This is a genomic window from Halochromatium glycolicum (genome assembly GCF_016584085.1).
GTDB lineage: Bacteria > Pseudomonadota > Gammaproteobacteria > Chromatiales > Chromatiaceae > Lamprobacter > Lamprobacter glycolicus.
The window spans coordinates 16144-32927 of the sequence record NZ_NRSJ01000021.1 but is presented as its reverse complement, the minus strand read 5'-3'; the positions used below and the strand labels follow the sequence as shown (position 1 = coordinate 32927).

At 64.7% G+C, this 16784-nt stretch carries 16 protein-coding genes; 8 read left to right on the top strand and 8 right to left on the bottom strand.

The window, feature by feature from the left end; genetic code table 11:
* Window positions 1-102 precede the first annotated feature (102 nt).
* Window positions 103-336 (top strand): BolA family protein, encoded by a 234-nt coding sequence (locus tag CKO40_RS12380; RefSeq protein WP_200346528.1) that lies wholly within the window; start codon window positions 103-105, stop codon window positions 334-336.
* A 156-nt stretch (window positions 337-492) separates the two neighbouring features.
* On the opposite strand, the gene phoR is transcribed toward CKO40_RS12380, so the two are convergent.
* From phoR to CKO40_RS12365, 3 genes are all read right to left on the bottom strand, one after another.
* Complete coding sequence (gene phoR / locus CKO40_RS12375) at window positions 493-1824, bottom strand: phosphate regulon sensor histidine kinase PhoR (RefSeq protein WP_200346527.1); 1332 nt, start codon at window positions 1822-1824, stop codon at window positions 493-495.
* A gap of 66 nt (window positions 1825-1890) precedes the next feature.
* Window positions 1891-2571, bottom strand: coding sequence for a phosphate regulon transcriptional regulator PhoB (gene phoB / locus CKO40_RS12370; RefSeq protein ID WP_200346526.1), 681 nt, complete (start codon window positions 2569-2571; stop codon window positions 1891-1893).
* A 42-nt stretch (window positions 2572-2613) separates the two neighbouring features.
* Complete coding sequence (locus CKO40_RS12365; RefSeq protein ID WP_200346525.1) at window positions 2614-2928, bottom strand: hypothetical protein; 315 nt, start codon at window positions 2926-2928, stop codon at window positions 2614-2616.
* 120 nt (window positions 2929-3048) lie between these two features.
* Between CKO40_RS12365 and CKO40_RS12360 the strand changes: the two genes are divergently transcribed.
* Both CKO40_RS12360 and CKO40_RS12355 read left to right on the top strand, forming a co-directional pair.
* A complete protein-coding gene (locus CKO40_RS12360) occupies window positions 3049-3852 on the top strand; it encodes an MBL fold metallo-hydrolase (RefSeq protein WP_200346524.1) in 804 nt (267 codons plus the stop codon).
* A gap of 41 nt (window positions 3853-3893) precedes the next feature.
* Window positions 3894-4490: an NUDIX hydrolase gene (locus CKO40_RS12355; protein ID WP_207173600.1), complete on the top strand. Its 597-nt coding sequence runs from the start codon at window positions 3894-3896 to the stop codon at window positions 4488-4490.
* 211 nt (window positions 4491-4701) lie between these two features.
* Here CKO40_RS12355 and CKO40_RS12350 read toward each other — a convergent pair whose 3' ends face one another.
* Window positions 4702-5748 (bottom strand): M14 family metallopeptidase, encoded by a 1047-nt coding sequence (locus tag CKO40_RS12350; RefSeq protein ID WP_242477004.1) that lies wholly within the window; start codon window positions 5746-5748, stop codon window positions 4702-4704.
* A gap of 205 nt (window positions 5749-5953) precedes the next feature.
* On the opposite strand from CKO40_RS12350, the gene CKO40_RS12345 reads away from it, so the two are divergent.
* The gene (locus CKO40_RS12345; protein ID WP_200346523.1) at window positions 5954-6532 is read left to right on the top strand and encodes an NnrU family protein; all 579 of its coding nucleotides are present in this window, start codon (window positions 5954-5956) and stop codon (window positions 6530-6532) included.
* 69 nt (window positions 6533-6601) lie between these two features.
* Here CKO40_RS12345 and CKO40_RS12340 read toward each other — a convergent pair whose 3' ends face one another.
* Window positions 6602-6988: a nitrous oxide-stimulated promoter family protein gene (locus tag CKO40_RS12340; protein ID WP_242477003.1), complete on the bottom strand. Its 387-nt coding sequence runs from the start codon at window positions 6986-6988 to the stop codon at window positions 6602-6604.
* A 98-nt stretch (window positions 6989-7086) separates the two neighbouring features.
* Between CKO40_RS12340 and CKO40_RS12335 the strand changes: the two genes are divergently transcribed.
* The gene (locus tag CKO40_RS12335; RefSeq protein ID WP_200346522.1) at window positions 7087-7710 is read left to right on the top strand and encodes a L,D-transpeptidase; all 624 of its coding nucleotides are present in this window, start codon (window positions 7087-7089) and stop codon (window positions 7708-7710) included.
* 834 nt (window positions 7711-8544) lie between these two features.
* Here the strand turns inward: CKO40_RS12335 and CKO40_RS12330 are convergent.
* From CKO40_RS12330 to CKO40_RS12320, 3 genes are all read right to left on the bottom strand, one after another.
* Window positions 8545-9732, bottom strand: a complete 1188-nt coding sequence (locus CKO40_RS12330; protein WP_200346521.1) for an ABC transporter ATP-binding protein — start codon at window positions 9730-9732, stop codon at window positions 8545-8547.
* A 65-nt stretch (window positions 9733-9797) separates the two neighbouring features.
* Window positions 9798-11480, bottom strand: coding sequence for an ABC transporter permease (locus CKO40_RS12325; RefSeq protein WP_200346520.1), 1683 nt, complete (start codon window positions 11478-11480; stop codon window positions 9798-9800).
* Between the two features lie 184 nt (window positions 11481-11664).
* Window positions 11665-12720 carry a Fe(3+) ABC transporter substrate-binding protein gene (locus CKO40_RS12320; RefSeq protein ID WP_200346519.1) on the bottom strand — a complete coding sequence of 352 codons (1056 nt, stop codon included), beginning with the start codon at window positions 12718-12720 and terminating at the stop codon, window positions 11665-11667.
* Between the two features lie 301 nt (window positions 12721-13021).
* Here CKO40_RS12320 and sufB point away from each other — a divergent pair, with 301 nt between their 5' ends.
* From sufB to sufD, 3 genes are all read left to right on the top strand, one after another.
* Complete coding sequence (sufB, locus tag CKO40_RS12315; RefSeq protein WP_200346518.1) at window positions 13022-14506, top strand: Fe-S cluster assembly protein SufB; 1485 nt, start codon at window positions 13022-13024, stop codon at window positions 14504-14506.
* Window positions 14507-14648: 142 nt separating this feature from the next.
* A complete protein-coding gene (sufC, locus tag CKO40_RS12310) occupies window positions 14649-15401 on the top strand; it encodes a Fe-S cluster assembly ATPase SufC (protein WP_200346517.1) in 753 nt (250 codons plus the stop codon).
* Window positions 15398-16759, top strand: a complete 1362-nt coding sequence (gene sufD / locus CKO40_RS12305; protein ID WP_200346516.1) for a Fe-S cluster assembly protein SufD — start codon at window positions 15398-15400, stop codon at window positions 16757-16759. Before sufC ends, sufD begins: the two co-directional genes overlap by 4 nt.
* The last annotated feature ends 25 nt before the right edge of the window (window positions 16760-16784 follow it).

Below are 16784 nucleotides of genomic sequence, written 5' to 3'. Positions count from 1 at the left end.
CAGGTCCTGAACAGGGGTTGGGGATCGACCAAACAGCCCAACATTGGCGGCAGTGAATGTTTCGGGCCGATCGCGCCCTCCAGACGACGAGTTGTCAGCATGATGCAAACAGAAGCAGTCGCACAGTTGATCCGGGCCGGGCTCCCCGACGCCGAGGTCGAGGTCACCGGTGACGGGAGCCACTTCGAGGCGGTGGTGGTCAGTGACGCCTTTGCCGGACTCACGCCGATCAAGAAGCAACGATTGGTGATGGACACGGTCAGGGAGCAGATCGCCTCCGGCGAGCTCCATGCCCTCTCGATCAAGACATTGACACCGGATCAGCGGCCGGCTTAGGCGATTGCCGGAAAAGCTCGTACCGAATTGCGCAGGATGTTCGTTTGCCTTCGAGGAGCGTCGCCGGGAGCATAGCCGGGCTATGTGACCGGCGGCGCGACGAAGAAGGCGAGCGAAAAGACCAGCAAGGCGGTATGAGCTTTGACAGAAATCGCCTTAGCAGGATGGCTCGACCTCGGCGCCGGTGCGTTCTGAGGCAATGATGGCGCTGCCGGGTGGGAAGTGACAGGTGAAGGTCGCGCCCTGCCCAGGCTCGCTGGCGACCGACAGCCGGGCATCGTGGCGGCTGAGGACGTGCTTGACGATCGCCAGGCCGAGCCCCGTCCCCCCCGACTCGCGCGAGCGCGCCTTGTCGACCCGATAGAAGCGCTCGGTCAGGCGGGGGATGTGCTCGGCCTCGACGCCGGGGCCGTCATCCTGGACAGTGAATACCGGGCCGTCCGTTGTTTGCGCCCATCTCAGCGCGATCCGCGTGGCCGCTGGCGTGTGCTTGACCGCGTTGAAGAGGATGTTCGAGAAGGCGCTGCGGAGCTCGGTATCCTTGCCGAGCAGGAACAGGTCGGGGTCCACATCGATCGTGAAACGATGGCGTCCACCGCTCAGCGCATAGGCATCGCCCACAATCTGCTCGAGCTCGCAGGGAACGTCCACCGGCGCGATATCGCTCGCATGCTCATCCATCTCGAGCCGCGATAGCGTCAGCAGGTCCTCGATGATGCGGCGCATCCGCTCGGCCTGATTCTGCATCAAATTGAGCGGTCGCCGATGCCCGGGCGCTGTCTGTGACGACTCGACCAAGGTCTCGAGGAAGCCGCTGATCACCGTCAGCGGTGTCCGCAGCTCATGTGAGGCATTGGCGACGAAATCGCGTCGGATCAGGTTCAGATGGAAGACCTTGGTGATATCGCGACCGACCACGAGGCGCTGCTTCTTGCGCTCGCCGAATGGGGCGACCCGGATGCTGAGCATGATCGACCGGTTGTGTGCGGGCGCTACCTCCAACGGCCGGACATACTCGCCGGCGCGGATGTAGTCCGCGAGCTCGGGGTGGGCGAACACCTCGGTGAAGGGCTTGCCGTCGTCGCGCGGCCAGTGCAGGTCCATCAGGATCTGGGCGGCGGGGTTGGCCCACTCGATGCGGCGGTTCTTATCCAGCACCACCAGCGCATCAGGGACCGAGTTCGCGGCCTCGCGGAAGCGCCGGAAGAAGCGCAGCTGGCGCTTGCGGCCCTTGCGGCCGCGCTGCTGGTATTGCCCGATCGCGCGATAGATGTCGCCCCAGACCCCGAACGGGAACGGCGGTACCAGGCGGTGCTGGCGCCGGATCAGCCGGGCGAGCCGGAACAGGTTCCAGGTGTGGCGGGCGACCACGGGGAGGAGCGCGAGCAGCAGCGCCTGGGAGCTGCTGAAGCCGGCCAGGACCAGCACCGCTGCCCCGATGCCGGCTGCGACGACGAGGAGTAGCTCGAATGGGATGCCGCGGGCCATCGCTTCAGTGGCGGGCGCGATGCCCGACAGCGGGGCCGACAGCAGACTGGGCGGGCAGGGGCGGCATCATTTGTCCGAGAAACGGTAACCCACCCCGCGCACCGTTTGCAGCAGGTTCTCGTGTCCGGTCTTCTCGAGTGCCTTGCGCAGTCGGCGCACATGGACGTCGACGGTGCGCTCCTCGACATAGACCTGATCGCCCCAGACCTGATCGAGCAGCTGCGAGCGGCTGAAGGCGCGATCGGCGTGGGTCATGAAGAAATGGAGCAGCCGGTACTCGGTCGGTGCGATATCGATCGCGATCCCGTTTGCGCTCACCCGGTGGCTGACATTGTCGATCGTCAGGCCGCCGATCTCGGTCTGGTCATTGATGTCATCGGGCCGGCTGCGGCGCAGGACCGCATTGACGCGGGCGACCATCTCGCGCGGCGAGAACGGCTTGGTGATGTAATCGTCGGCGCCTGTGTCCAGCCCCTTCACACGGTCTTCTTCTTCGCCGCGCGCGCTGACCATGATGATGGGCACATGGCGGGTCTTCGGGCTCTGTTTGAGCTGAGCCGCGAGCTCGAGCCCAGAGCGACCGGGCAGCATCCAGTCGAGCAGCACCAGGTCTGGGTGCTCGGGCAGCAGCTTGCGGGCCTCATCGGCATGGCCGGCCTCGAGGGTGCGAAACCCGCCTTCCTCGAGGGCGAAGCGCATCACTTCGCGGATATCGGGCTCGTCGTCGACGATCATTACGGTTGCCATAGTCGGATTCTCGCGCTGTCACTCCGGGCGATGCCGCGCATTCTATGTACGATCCGTTACAGCCAGATGACGCCCGTCATGACGCGTGTCATGACGGGTGTCATGACGGGTGTCATGACGGGCGTCGTAGTCGATCCCACGCTGCTCGAGCCAGGCGGTGAATCGAGCGATCTTGGTCTCGAGCGAGCAGGTCGGAGGCAGCTGGTCGAGCCACTGCCCATAGGCGACTTGCAGCCTGGTCTTTTCGTCGTTTTCGAGGCTGCTCCAAGGCCTCAGGTTGGGAAGTAAGGGCTCAGAGTGGTCCTCAGGCCTCTCGGATTGGCCGGGTTGGGTCTTCGATTCGTTTCGGGTCGCCATGATTTTGTCACCTCGCTTGGTTAGGATGAGGCGCTGAAACGGTTTCGACTGCAGTCGCCTTTGTTCGCTGGCCCGTGGACGCAGGGCTGGATCATCCTCAACCTTCCTGGACCGTCAATCATGTCAGACCTGGGCCTGCGCTTCCTGGGTGTCGGTAACGCTCAGGCGGTCTCGCTCGGCTCGTCCGCCGCGGTGTTCGAAGCGGGCGAGCGGCCGTCGCTGTTGATCGATTGTGGACCCCACACGATCGCGGCGTACCTCGAGCAATACGGCGCGCTGCCCTCGGCGCTGTTCATCACCCATGCCCATCTGGACCACATCGGCGGGTTGGAGGGCCTGTTCTATCGGCTCGCAACCGCAGCCCAGACGCCAACACCGGTGCGCTTGTTCGTGCCCGTGAGCTTGGTCTCGGTGCTCCAGCGCAGGCTCGCTGATTACCCGAGCCTCCTCGCAGAAGGCGGCTGCAACTTCTGGGATGTCTTTCAGTTGATCCCGGTCTCGGAGGCCTTCTGGCACCGCGGGCTGAGCTTCACCGTCTTCCCGGTCCGGCATCACGAGTATCTCGCGGCCTTCGGGCTCGCCCTCGAGGGTGTGTTCCTGTTCACCGGTGATACCTGCCCGATCCCGGAGGTGTTGAATCGTTTCGCGCGACGCGGCGAATGGGTCTTTCATGATTGCAGCACTGCCGCGAATCCGTCCCATACGGCGCTTGATGAGATCCGCATCGCCTATAATCTGGAACAGTGGCGGCGGATGGTCTTCTATCATTACGCCTCGGAGCGCGATGGCGAGCAGATCGAGCGGGCCGGTTTCAGGATCGCACGTCCGGGCGAGCGTTTTCCGCTGGAACGCCGTCCTGGTGGCGACAGCGTTGCCAGCGGGGACGGGCGCGTTCAACCTTTACCTGGAGCGGTTGGCTGGTAGTATGCTGTAGGCTTGGCCATCTTAAGCCAGGGAATCCGATATTGAGCCTAGACGAATCGACCGACATCGAGACTGATATCGCTGAACGGCCGGCATTTCACGGCAAGATTGTCGACGTTGGGGTAGAGCGCGTCCGCCTGCCCAACGGGCGCCAGGTCGATCTCGAGGTCATCCGACATCCCGGCGGTGCGGCAGCGGTTGCGCTGGACGAGCGCCGGCGGGTGTGCTTGCTGCGGCAGTACCGCCATGTTGCGGGCGGCTGGCTCTGGGAGCTCCCGGCCGGCAAGCTCGATCCGGGTGAGGGCCCTGCGGTGACAGCCGAGCGGGAGCTTGCCGAGGAGGCGGGTCTGGTTGCGGCCACCTGGGACTCGCTCGGGCAGATGCACAGCTCGCCCGGCGTCTTCGCCGAGGTCATCCACCTGTTCCTGGCGCGTGGGCTCAGCGAGGTCGACCTCGGGCATGGTGCAGACGAGGTGATCGAGGTGCACTGGGTCGCGCTCGACAAGGTCCTGCAGTGGTGTCTGAACGGCACCATCACCGACGCCAAGACCTTGGTCGGGCTCTACCGCGCTGCTGCGTTCCTGCGCCAAGGCAGCGAGAGCCTGGTCGACCATCAGTTGCTGACGGTTGCCGAATAGTCTGGCGCGCTGCGAGCCGATGCGGCCACAGCCAGGTTGCTCTAGAGGGACTGGCTCCCGATGACAGAGCGACCGCTCGCGTCAGCGTCGGCAAGCCCATGACGGACAGCTCCTGGTCGCGTCGTGCTGGAGCCTGTGCGGGGCTCGAGCCTACTCTGGTAACTGGGGGGTTGCCCGCATCGGCGCCGTCTGCGTCTCACTCGTCTGCATCTCAATGGCGATGCGGGAGATGGTGGCTGAAGCGCTCCATCAGGTAGCAGAGGCAATCTTGACGGATCACGGTGGCGTCAGCGGTCAGCATCGAGGGCATGGCTGGCTCGCGCAGCTTCAACTCGCCATCATCGACCGCGAAGAACCGGTCGGACACGTCACGTCCGTGCTCGTCGCGAACCACGACATGGCCACCGTCGCGGATGCGCGCGAATGAGGCTCCGGCTGGTAGCTCGCGAAAGTTGAAACGCTCCAGCTCCGGTGACAGGATGAGCTGGGCATCGTGTGGCGGAAAGCCGAAGCTGACATGCTCAGGGATGGTCACCTGGGCGACCGTATGGAAGAGGTCGACATCCTGAGGGGGCAGCGCCTGATCCGGAACCTCCGCGAGGTGGAGGCAGGCGTCGATGAACTCGCGCGCATGTTCCACGCCATGGCGATCGCCGACACGTCCGCATTCCAGCGTCGTCGCTGGGCACAGGCGAGACATGGCCTGGGATTGGACCCCTTTTGGGCGGACGAAGAAGACGACCGTGCGCGAGAACAATCGCGCCAAGTGGAGATATCGGTTGTCCACAAGGTTGACGCAGGCGTAATGCGGGTTGGTGCCGGTGTTGTTGTGCAGGTCGATGCTGGCGAAGACCTGACGTTGCGCCATGCGCTCGACCACTTGGGCCATCAGTGTGTGGGCCGGCGAAGCGGGGGTGTCGGCGCCGGGCCAGACGCGGTTGAAATCCGGCTGATCCGGAAGATGGCGCGCATTCGCCGCCGCGGCATGCACGTTGCCGATGAACAGGCTCATCGCCCGCGGCAGCCGCAGGTGGCCATGGCGCTCGATCGACTGGCGCAGCAACAGCCGTACAGCATCCCAGCCAACCGGCTCGTTGCCGTGGATCAGCACCGAAACAAACAGTGGCTGCTCGCGCTCGCCGGGTAGGTGGATCAGGGTCGGACCCTGGAGATGCGTCGCCAGTTCGGCGCTGTTGAGCTCGAGCAGTCCATCCGGGAGTCGATCCAGCTCGTGCAATCTCATCGAGTCTGCGGTCATGCGGGAAGGCTTCTCCTTAGGTGGCTCGGTGGCTCGGTGGGACCGGCAGTGGCGTCGGCAAGGCCCTTGATGGGGTACTCTAGCATCTGAAGCGGAATCAGCTCCCGCCATCTACCATCCGTATCCAACAATAACCTTCCTGCGGTGACCCGGGTCGACGCGCCCGACGCCGCTGGTGTAAGTCGACTTTGGGAGACGCCACGTTATGCTGCTCTTGATTGCTGGTCTCATTCTGTTCCTCGGTGTCCATTCGGTGGCCATCGTTGACGTTGCCTGGCGCGACCGGATGGTCGCACGCTTCGGGGAGCTGCCCTGGAAGGCCGTCTATGGGGTGATTGCGCTCATCGGGCTGGTACTGATCGTAAACGGCTACGCCGATGCGCGCCGCGCGGTCGATCCGATTCTGATCTACCAGGCGCCGCTCTGGCTGCGCCATGTGACACTGCTGCTGATGCTGCCGGTTTTCGTGCTGCTGCTCGCCGCCTATCTGCCGGGTCGGATCCAGACGGTGACGAAGCATCCGATGCTGCTCGCGGTCAAGGTCTGGGCGCTGGCACATCTACTCGCCAACGGGACCCTCGCTGATCTGCTGCTCTTCGGCAGCTTCTTGGCATGGGCGGTGACGGACCGGATCTCGCTGAAGCGGCGTGCACCGACGCCGGTGCCCGGCGCGCCAGCCGGTCGCTTCAATGATGCGATCGCGCTCGGCGGTGGCGTTCTGCTCTACCTGCTGTTCCTGTTCTGGTGGCACGAGGCGCTGTTCGGGGTCGCGCCTCTCGGCTGAACGGCCCCGCGCCCTCGTTCAGGGCGGTTCGAGCCGCTGGGTGCAGACAGACCGAGCGGCTCCCGATGCTCAATGCGCCCGGAGCTTGTCGAGCAGATGGAAGGCACTGAGGATCGGGTAGCGCAAGGTCATTCGCGGCCCAGCGTAGCGCATCACCTCGATGATGCGCGGGCGCAGCGTCTTGCTGTAGCAGTGGACACTGCACTGATTGCAGGGCTGCTTGAGCTCGCCAAAGGCGCAGTTGTCGAGCCGTTGATGGGCATATCGCAGTAGTGCGTCGCACTCAGCGCAGAGAGACCCTGGACGCCCGGCATGGTGATCTCGGCAGTAGATGCCGAGCATTGCGCTGATCGTGCGCTTCTCGCGGCGGATGCGGGGGCCCTGATTCGGCGGTCGCCGCGAGCGCTTCGCTTTGGGCTTGGCCGGCGGCGTGGGGTGTTGGACTGGCATCTGCATGGGGCTATTATCGGGAAACCGCACTAGAGCGGTTTGATAATTGTCAACCGAATCTGACGTTGAGCGAGGTTGACCGAACTGTCGCGGAGGTATTCCCCATGCAGGGGTTGCAATGGCTGGCGCCGCTCGGCTGCGCGCTGCTCCTGGGCTGCGCAGCACAGCCCTATCCGTCGCTTCCTCCGAGTGCGTCGATCCCGGCTGAGGCCAGCGTCTCCGCAGTGCCAAGCCCGTCTCTGTCGGGGGGCGATGCCGGGGCCGCGCCTGAGTCGGCCAATAAGGCGGAAACGATTGGCGATTCGTCCTTACCGCCGCCGGTCTCGCAGGAGGTGAATCCTCCGCCGCCTGATCCGGATGCGTTGCCGCCGGCCGAGAAACGACAGCTTGATATCCGCCTTGCCAAGCAGCGCTTTCACTACTTCGAGGACGGCGAGCTGGTCTGGACCGGCCCGATCTCGGCCGGGACACCGGAGCACCCGACGCCGAAAGGCGACTACCGCGTTCAGCGTAAGGATGTCGACAAGCGCTCTGGTAGCTACACCAACTTTTTCGAGCGGCCGACACCGATGCCGTACGCACTCCAGTTCCGCGGCCCCTACTGGGTCCATGAAGGCTATGTCACCGGAAAGCCGGAATCCCACGGCTGTGTCCGGCTGCGGCATGCCGATGCCAGGTTCGTGTTCGAGCGTATCCGGGTCGGTGACCGCATCGTCGTGGCGGACTGAATGGCGCCCGGGGGGAAGAGGGATGCAGGCGGACGAAGGGCTGGAAACGATCACGCGCTCCATAGCTGGCTAGGGTCTGGTCAGGATTCAGTACCTGCGCTGAGAGCCGTCCCGGCTGCACTGCCGCGGGTGCGGTCGCCGGATGCGACCAACCAATCGAGGTTTCGCCCTCCGCGCGGCGCGCCGCCCGGGATTCGGGCTACAATCTGGTCACTGATAATCGGCTGCGCTTTCGGTTAGTACAATGTTTTGGACCAATGTCTTTCTCGGTCTCGCTTTCTTGGCGATGGTTGGCGGCTTCGTCTGGTTGTTTCGCGATGGTGAGGGCCCGGCGCCGCGGCCTGCAATCGTGCGAAAACGTGAGCCGGCACCGGATGACGACTCGCAAGACGACGCGCGCTGAGCCGCCATTGCCCCAATAAGCCCTAACAGAATGCCCTCTGCGGCTTGAAAATTCAGCAGCTTGTGTAGGCTAAGCGGGCATTTTGATAGGGTGTCTAAGGCGGCTGCCGGACGAGCCCTCACCGGATTGCGTAAGCGTTTCGTTTGCGTCAGAGAAGCGTCGTCGGGAACCGGGCCGGGCTCCGTGACGGGCGGCGCGAGAAGAAGGCGGTTGAAAGGAGCAACAAGGCGGGATGAGCTTTGACAGAATCGCCTAAGCCGCAATGCCCTGCGTGAGGAAACGCCGCGCGTTCTCGGCTGCTAACCGGCTGTCTCAGGTTCAGGGGAGGCGCCACGCCAGGTGCTAGAGTCTCCCGCCCTGGTTTCCGGGCAGGCTGAGCCTATCGATGCTGACTGTTCCGGCGCCTTCTGTCCGGCGATCAGGCCGAATGGCTACAGCGCGGTCCCCTCTCGATGCCCGCGGTGGGCAGCGCTGTCTGGGCAGGCGAAGGCGACGAGGTGATCGGCCTCGAGCCGGATGCCGATCGTCTCGCCGACGGCGTGCCGGTGGTGGCTCGGCACCAGGCAGAGCACCTCGGCGCCGCTCTCAAGCTGAAGGGTGTACAAGAACTCCGCGCCCCGAAACGCGCGCTCGACGATGCTGGCTTGCCGCGGACTGGACTCGTCGTAGACCAGGTCGTCCGGGCGGATCAGCACCTCTGCCGCGCTGCCCGGCTCGAGGCCATGCGGCTGCGCGCCGCTGATGCGGCCAAGCTCGGTCCTGACCTGGGTCGCATTGAGCACATGCGCGGGCAGTAGGGCGCCCTGACCGATGAAGTCGGCGACGAAGCGGTCGGCCGGCTGATGATAGAGGCCGAAGCCGGTATCCCATTGGTGCACGCTGCCGGCGTTCATCACGCCGATCCTGTCGGCCATCGCGAAGGCCTCGAGCTGGTCATGGGTGACCAGGACCGCAGTGACGTCCTCGCGCTTGAGCACCGCGCGCACCTCGCGCGCCAACTGCTCGCGCAGCTCGGCATCCATACTCGAGAATGGCTCGTCGAGCAGCAGGATGTCCGGCTGCGGGGCCATCGCCCGGGCCAGCGCAACGCGCTGCTGCATCCCGCCGGAGAGCTCATGCGGATAGCGGCGCGCGGCCTGGCTCAGCCCGACCAGTTCCAGCAGCTCGTCGATACGACGCTGCCGTTCGCGCCGGCTCAGCGCGCGCAGGCCGAAGCCGACATTGCGCGCGACGGTGAGATGCGGGAACAGCGCGAAGTCCTGGAACACCATGCCGACCTGACGCTGCTCGGGCGCGAGCGTCCAGCCGGCGCGCGAGACGCGCTGACCGCGGATCAGGATCTGGCCGCGGCTGACCGGCTCGAAGCCAGCGATGGCCCGCAGCAGGGTGGTCTTGCCGCAGCCGCTCGGACCGAGCAGGCAGCCGATCGTGCCGCGCTCGAGCTCGAAGCGGACGTCCCGGACGACCGGCTGCTCGCCATAGGCAACATCGACGTCGCGCACGGCCAACCTGACCGCCGGGTGATCCTGAGACAGCGGCTGCGAGCCGCTTAGGCCCTGGGGTGGCGCGTCGCCATGATCGTTCAGGCCCTTTACCGAGGGGTCGAGGTTTGCTTCCATCTGCTCTCTGCTCTCTGCTCTCTGCTCTCTGCTCTCTGCTCTCTGCTCTCTGCTTAGGGGCTGGCTCAGAGGCTGGCGCGGGAACGGGTGATCGAGCGGCTCAGGATGATCACCGGGATCAGCCCGGCGGCGACGATCGTCAGCGCGGCCGGGGCCGAGTCCGCCAACCGTTCGTCGGAGGCCAGCTCGTAGGCGCGTACCGCCAGCGTGTTGAAGTTGAACGGGCGCAGGATCAGCGTCGCCGGCAGCTCCTTGAGCACATCGACGAACACCAGCAGCAGCGCGGTCAGCAGGCTGCCCTGGAGCATCGGCATGTGGATGCGCGCGAGCACCTGCCGCGGCCTGAGTCCCATCGCCCGCCCGGCCTCGTCCATCGACGGGCGGATCTTGCCGAGCCCAGACTCCACCGTTTGCAGCGAGACGGCCAGGAAGCGCACCAGATAGGCGAAGATCACGGCGACCAGGGTGCCGCTCAGCAGCAGGCCGGTGGAGACGCCGAAGGTCGCGCGCATCCAGGCATCGACGCTGTTGTCGAGCCAGGCGAACGGGATCATCACCCCGACCGCGATCACGGTCCCGGGCACCGCGTAGCCCAGGCCGGCGACGCGGACCGCCGCCTGCACCGGCTTGGTGGGGCGCAGCCGGTGACCATAGCCGAGCAGGAGCGCAAGCGCGAGCGCCAGGACCGCGGCACCAGCGGCCAGCGCGAGGCTATTGAGGGCGAGCGTCGCGAACTCGGCATCCAGGCGCTGATCGGCCACCGTCAGCCACCAGGCAGCGAGCTGGCCGGCGGGCAGCAGGAAGCCGAGGGTCAACGGCAGCGCGCAGAAGCCGAACGCGGCCGCCGCTTGCCTGCCGCGCAGGTGCAGCCGCCGAATCGACTGCTGCCGCTGGCTGGTGCTGTGATAGCGTGCCTGGCCGCGCGACCAGCGCTCGAGCAGGATGAGCGCGAACACGAACGCCAGCAGCAGCGCCGAGAGCTGTGCCGCCGCGGCCGGATTGCCGAGTCCGAACCAGGTCCGGAAGATGCCGGTGGTGAAGGTTGGCACCCCGAAGTACTGGACGGTCCCGTAGTCGGCCAGCGTCTCCATCAGCGCCAGTGACAGCCCGGCGACGATCGCCGGTCGGGCCAGCGGCAATGCCACGGTAAAGAAGGTCCGCCAGGGGCCGTTGCCGAGGGTGCGGCTGACATCCAGCACGCACAGGGATTGGCTCAGGAAGGCCGCGCGCGCGAGCAGATAGACATAGGGGTAGAGCACCAGCGACAGCATCAGCGCGGCGCCTGGCAATGAGCGGATCTGCGGGAACCAATAGTCGCCCCAGCCCCAGCCGGTCAGGTCGCGGATCAGCGTCTGCACCGGTCCGGCGAAATCGAGCATGCCGGTATAGGTGTAGGCGATGATGTAGGCCGGCATCGCCATCGGCAGCAGCAGCGCCCACTCGAACAGGGCGCGGCCCGGGAAGCGGCACATGCTCGTCAGCCAGGCGGTGCCGACGCCGCCGATCAGGGTCCCGAGGGCGACCCCAAGCATCAGCAGCAGCGAATTGCTCACGTAGTCGGGCAGCACCGTCTCGACCAGGTGCTGCCAGACCTCGCCGGCCGGGACGAAGACGAAGCCGACGACCACCGCGACCGGGAGCGCCAGCAGCAGTGCGATCGTGATCACGAGCGTCGGCCAGAGGTGCTGCCCGAAGCGCCGCCGGTCGACGGGGTCGTGCCGGGCAACGGCAGGAGCGGAGACAGCCATGTATGCGGAGGAGGATCGAGCCAGGGAGAAGACAAACGCGGGAGGGATGCATCTTATAGCGGTTCGCGATGCCCCCCAAGTCGCATGCGCGGATGGTGTCCGGGCTCGCTGAGCGATCTGCTCCAGGCTCAGGGGGCTCGCCGGCGCCGCGCGGCCCGAGCGTAACGGCGCCGGCAGATCGTCGCTACTTCCAGCCGGCGCGATCCATCAGCTTCACGGCAGCGGCGTTCAGCTCGCCGAGCTTCACCAGGTCAAGGCCGTCGGCCTTGAACTCGCCCCATTCGGCGAGGACCGGGCTGATCTCGACCCCTTCACGGACCGGATACTCACCGTTGACCTTCGCGTACCAGGCTTGCGATTCTGGACTGACCAGGAATTCGATCAGTTCGACCGCGGCGTCCGTGTTCTCCGACGCGGCGGTGACCGCGGCGCCGCTGACATTGACATGGGTGCCCCGTCCGTCACCGGAGCCGGGCTGGTTCGGCCAGAAGATGGCGACCTTCTCGGCCGGCTCCTTCTCGCCCGGATCATCGGACTTCAGCATTCCAGCGAGGTAGTAGGTGTTCGCGATTGCGATATCGCATTGACCAGCAGCGGCTGCCTTGATCTGGTCACGGTCGCCGCCCTTGGGCGGGCGTGCCATATTGGCGACGATCCCCTCTGCCCATTCTTCGGTCGTCTCGGTCCCGTCTGCGGCGATCAGCGAGGCGACCAAGGATTGGTTATAGACATTGCTCGAGGAGCGGATGCAGATGCGGCCCTTCCATTTAGGATCGGCCAGGGCCTCGTAGGTCGAGAGCTCAGAGGGGTCGACCTCGCCCTTCACATACATGATCGGGCGCGCCCGCAGCGAGAGGCCCGTCCAATGCCCTTCAGGATCGCGGTAGGTTTCCGGAACGGCCTCGGTGACGGTTTCCGATTCGAATGCCTGGGTCAGTCCGGCCGCTTTGGCACGGTGCAGGTTCCCGGCATCGACCGTGAGCAGCACGTCGGCTGGACTGTTGCGCCCCTCGTTCTTGAGCCGCTGCAGCAGTGCATCGGCCTTGCCGGTGACCAGGTTGACCTCGATCCCGGTCTCGTCAGTGAAGCGCTCCAGCAGGGGCTTGATCAGGGCCTCTTTGCGGGCGGAGTAGAGGTTGACCTCCTCGGTCTCGGCCAGCGCAGGCGGCGTGCCGAGTGCCAGGGCAAGTCCCAACAGCGGCAAGCCGGCCAAGAGCGAATGGTGATGGAAAGGTATCATGATAGGTTTTCGACTCCGTTGAGGTTGGTTGAAGTGGTCAAGCTGATCGATGCGCTAAACCCAGGGCGAGTTTGGGTGAACCCGAGACAAATAACAAGAGTGATGAGAACAGTTGCGATTAACGGCGGATCGATATCCGAGCCGGATGCTTGAAAGTTCGCGCACCGGCAATGATCTCTGCGCCAGCTAACAGCAACCCCTCAACCGGGGTGTCGATGATTGTGTTACGACGGGCCTTGAAACCGAGGATTTGCGTCGTACTATAAACCTAGTAATCTACTCAGGTATCGGAGCGGTTCCCATGAGCGCTATCCCTGCAGAGGCCACCACGGCCGAAGAGAAGGTCGAGACGACCGGCCAGTACGATGAGCTGGTGAACGCCGGCTATGAGCACGGTTTCATCACCGAGATCGAGTCGGAGACTTTGCCGCCCGGTCTAGACGAGGGCGTGATCCGGACCATCTCGGCGCGCAAGGGTGAGCCCGAGTGGATGACCGAGTGGCGTCTCGCCGCCTATCGGAAATGGCTGGAGATGCCGACCCCGAACTGGGCCTCGGTGCACTATCCGCCGATCGACTACCAGTCGATCTCGTACTTCTCGGCGCCGAAGAAGAAGGACGGGCCGAAGAGCCTGGATGAGGTCGATCCGGCGCTGCTCGAGACCTACGAGAAGCTCGGCATCCCGATCGAGGAGCAGAAGGCGCTCGCCGGCGTCGCCGTCGATGCGGTCTTCGACAGCGTCTCGGTCGCGACCACCTTCCGCGAGAAATTGCACGAGGCCGGGGTGATCTTCTGCTCGATCTCCGAGGCCCTACAGGAGTACCCGGAGCTGGTGCAGAAGTACATCGGCACCGTGGTGCCGCCGACCGACAACTTCTATGTCGGCCTCAACTCGGCGGTGTTCACCGACGGCACCTTCGTCTACGTGCCGAAGAACACGCGCTGCCCGATGGAGCTCAGCACCTATTTCCGCATCAACGAGGCCAAGACCGGCCAGTTCGAGCGTACCCTGATCGTCGCCGATGAGGGCAGCTATGTGAGCTATCTCGAGGGCTGCACGGCGCCGCAGCGCGACGAGAATCAGCTGCATGCGGCCGTGGTCGAGCTGATCGCGCTCGATGACGCCGAGATCAAGTACTCGACGGTTCAGAATTGGTATCCAGGCGACGAGAACGGCAAGGGCGGCATCTACAACTTCGTCACCAAGCGCGGCGATTGCCGCGGCGCGCGCTCGAAGATCAGCTGGACCCAGGTCGAGACCGGCTCGGCGATCACCTGGAAGTATCCGAGCTGCATCCTGCGCGGCGACGACTCGGTCGGCGAGTTCTACTCGGTCGCGGTGACCAAGGGGATGCAGCAGGCCGACACCGGCACCAAGATGATCCATCTGGGTAAGAACACCAGCTCGACGATCGTCAGTAAGGGCATCAGCGCCCAGCACGGCCAGCAGGCCTATCGCGGGTTGGTGCGCATCGCCGGCAAGGCCGAGGGCGCGCGCAACCATACCCAGTGCGATTCCTTGCTGATCGGCGACCAATCGGCCGCGCACACCTTCCCGTACATCGAGGTCAAGAACCCGAGTGCGAAGATGGAGCACGAGGCAACGACCTCTAAGATCAGCGAGGACCAGCTGTTCTACTGCCGCGCGCGCGGGCTGACGGAAGAGGATGCGGTCTCGATGATCGTCAACGGTTTCTGCAAAGAGGTCTTCAACGAGCTGCCGATGGAGTTCGCGGTCGAGGCCCAGAAGCTGTTGAGCATCAGCCTCGAAGGGGCGGTGGGCTGATACCGACCGACACATGGGGCGCCTGCCGCGTGCGATCCCATGCGTTATCCCATGCGTTGGCAATCCTGAATTCAACGAAGGCGCGGGCTTTGAGCGCGGCCGTTAAGGGTCGGCCGGCCCATACACGATTTGGAGTAGAACGATGTTGTCAGTAAAGGGCCTGAAGGCCAGCGTCGGAGACGAGCCGATCCTCAAGGGCCTCGACCTCGAGGTCAAGCCGGGCGAGGTCCATGCGATCATGGGGCCGAACGGCTCTGGAAAGAGCACCTTTGCCCATGTGCTCTCTGGCCGCGAGGGCTACGAGGTGACCGGCGGCAGCGCTGAGCTGGACGGTGAAGACCTGTTCGAGCTCGAGCCCGAGGAACGGGCGCGGCTTGGGCTGTTCTTGGCATTTCAGTATCCGGTCGAGCTGCCCGGCGTCAATAACATGTACTTCCTGAAGGCGGCGCTGAATGCGATCCGCAAGTCGCGTGGTGAGGAGGAATTGGATGCCGTTTCCTTCATGCGGCTGATGAAGGAGAAGCTGAAGATCCTTCATCTCGACGACAGCCTACTGAAGCGCCCGGTCAACTTCGGGTTCTCGGGCGGTGAGAAGAAGCGCAACGAGATCTTCCAGATGGCGTTGTTGGAGCCGAAGTTGGCGATCCTCGACGAGACCGACTCCGGTCTCGACATCGACGCCCTGCGCATCGTCGCCGATGGTGTCAATGCGTTGCGCAGCCCGGAGCGCTCGATGATCGTCGTGACCCATTACCAGCGGCTGCTCGACTACATCCAGCCCGACCACGTGCATGTGCTCGCCAAGGGTCGGATCATTCGCTCCGGCGGCAAAGAGCTTGCGCTCGAGCTCGAGGAGAAGGGCTATGGCTGGATCGTCGAGGGAGAAGCGGCATGAATGCGGCGGTCCATCAACGCACGGGCCAGGCCGATGCGGCAGAGGCCTTTGCCGGCTGGCTCCAGGGGCTCGGCGGCAACGGTGATCAGAATAGCGCGGGCGGCATCGATTGGCTCGAGTCGGAGCGGGAGCAGGCCGCAGCACGCGTGCGAACCCAGCTGGTGCCGACCAACAAGTCGGAGGGCTGGCGCTACACCGGGCTGCGTAAGCTGATCGAGCAGGGCTTCGTCAATGTCGATGAGCCGGTCACCGCGCTGACGCCGGACGATATCGGTGAGTTCCTGATCCCTGAGCTCGATGCGCATCGCGTCGTCCTGGTCAACGGCCGCTTCTCCGATGCCCTCTCAAGCCTTGGCGAGCTGCCCAAGGGGGTCCGGATCGGTAGCCTGCGCGATCTGCTCGAATCTGATCCGGCCTCGGTGAAGGGCGTCCTGACGCGGATCGCCGGTGAAGGGCGTCATGTCTTCGCCTCGCTGAACACCGCCGCGATCGACGACGGCCTAGTACTGCAGCTCGATCGCGGCGCCATCGCCGAACGGCCGATCGAGGTCATCCATCTATCGATCGGCATGGATGAGCCTCGGGTCGCGCAACCGCGTAACCTGCTGAGCCTCGGTGACGGCGCCCAGGCACAGGTCATCGAGCGCTATGTCAGCCTCGGCGACGCCCTCTACTGCACCAACTCGGTGCTCGAGATCGCGCTCGGCCGGGATGCGGTGCTCAAGCATACGCGTATCCAGCAGGAGAGCCGCAATGCGTTCCACATTACCGGTCTGTACCTCAGCCAGGAGGCCAATTGCCGTTATGCCGGGACCAACATCGGCCTCGGTGGGACCTGGGCGCGGACCGATCTAGTCACCCGCTTCGCAGGCGAGCATGCCGAGTGCGATCTGAAGGGGCTGTATCTGGCCGGCGATCAACAGTTGATCGACTATCACATGGATGTCCGCCACGCATTGCCGAACTGCGCTAGCCGCGAGACCTTCAAAGGGATTCTCTACGGCAAGGGACGCGCGGTGTTCGATGGGCTGGTCTATGTCGCGCGCGATGCGCAGAAGACCGATGCTGAGATGTCGAACCGCAATCTGATCCTGTCACCGAACGCCGAGGTGGATACCAAGCCCCAGCTCGAGATCTACGCCGACGACGTCAAGTGCAGCCATGGCACGACGGTCGGTCAGATCGAGCCGGAGATGCTGTTCTACCTGCGTTCGCGCGGAATCGCGGCGTCACTCGCCCGGCGGATGCTCTGTCTCGGTTTCGCCGGCGAGATTATCGACGCCCTCGGACCCGAGTCGTTGCGTGACTATGTCGCTGAACAGGTTGGTCAGCGGCTTGAACAGGCCCCGCTCGAGTGAGCCCGATCATCGATCCTCTTATGCA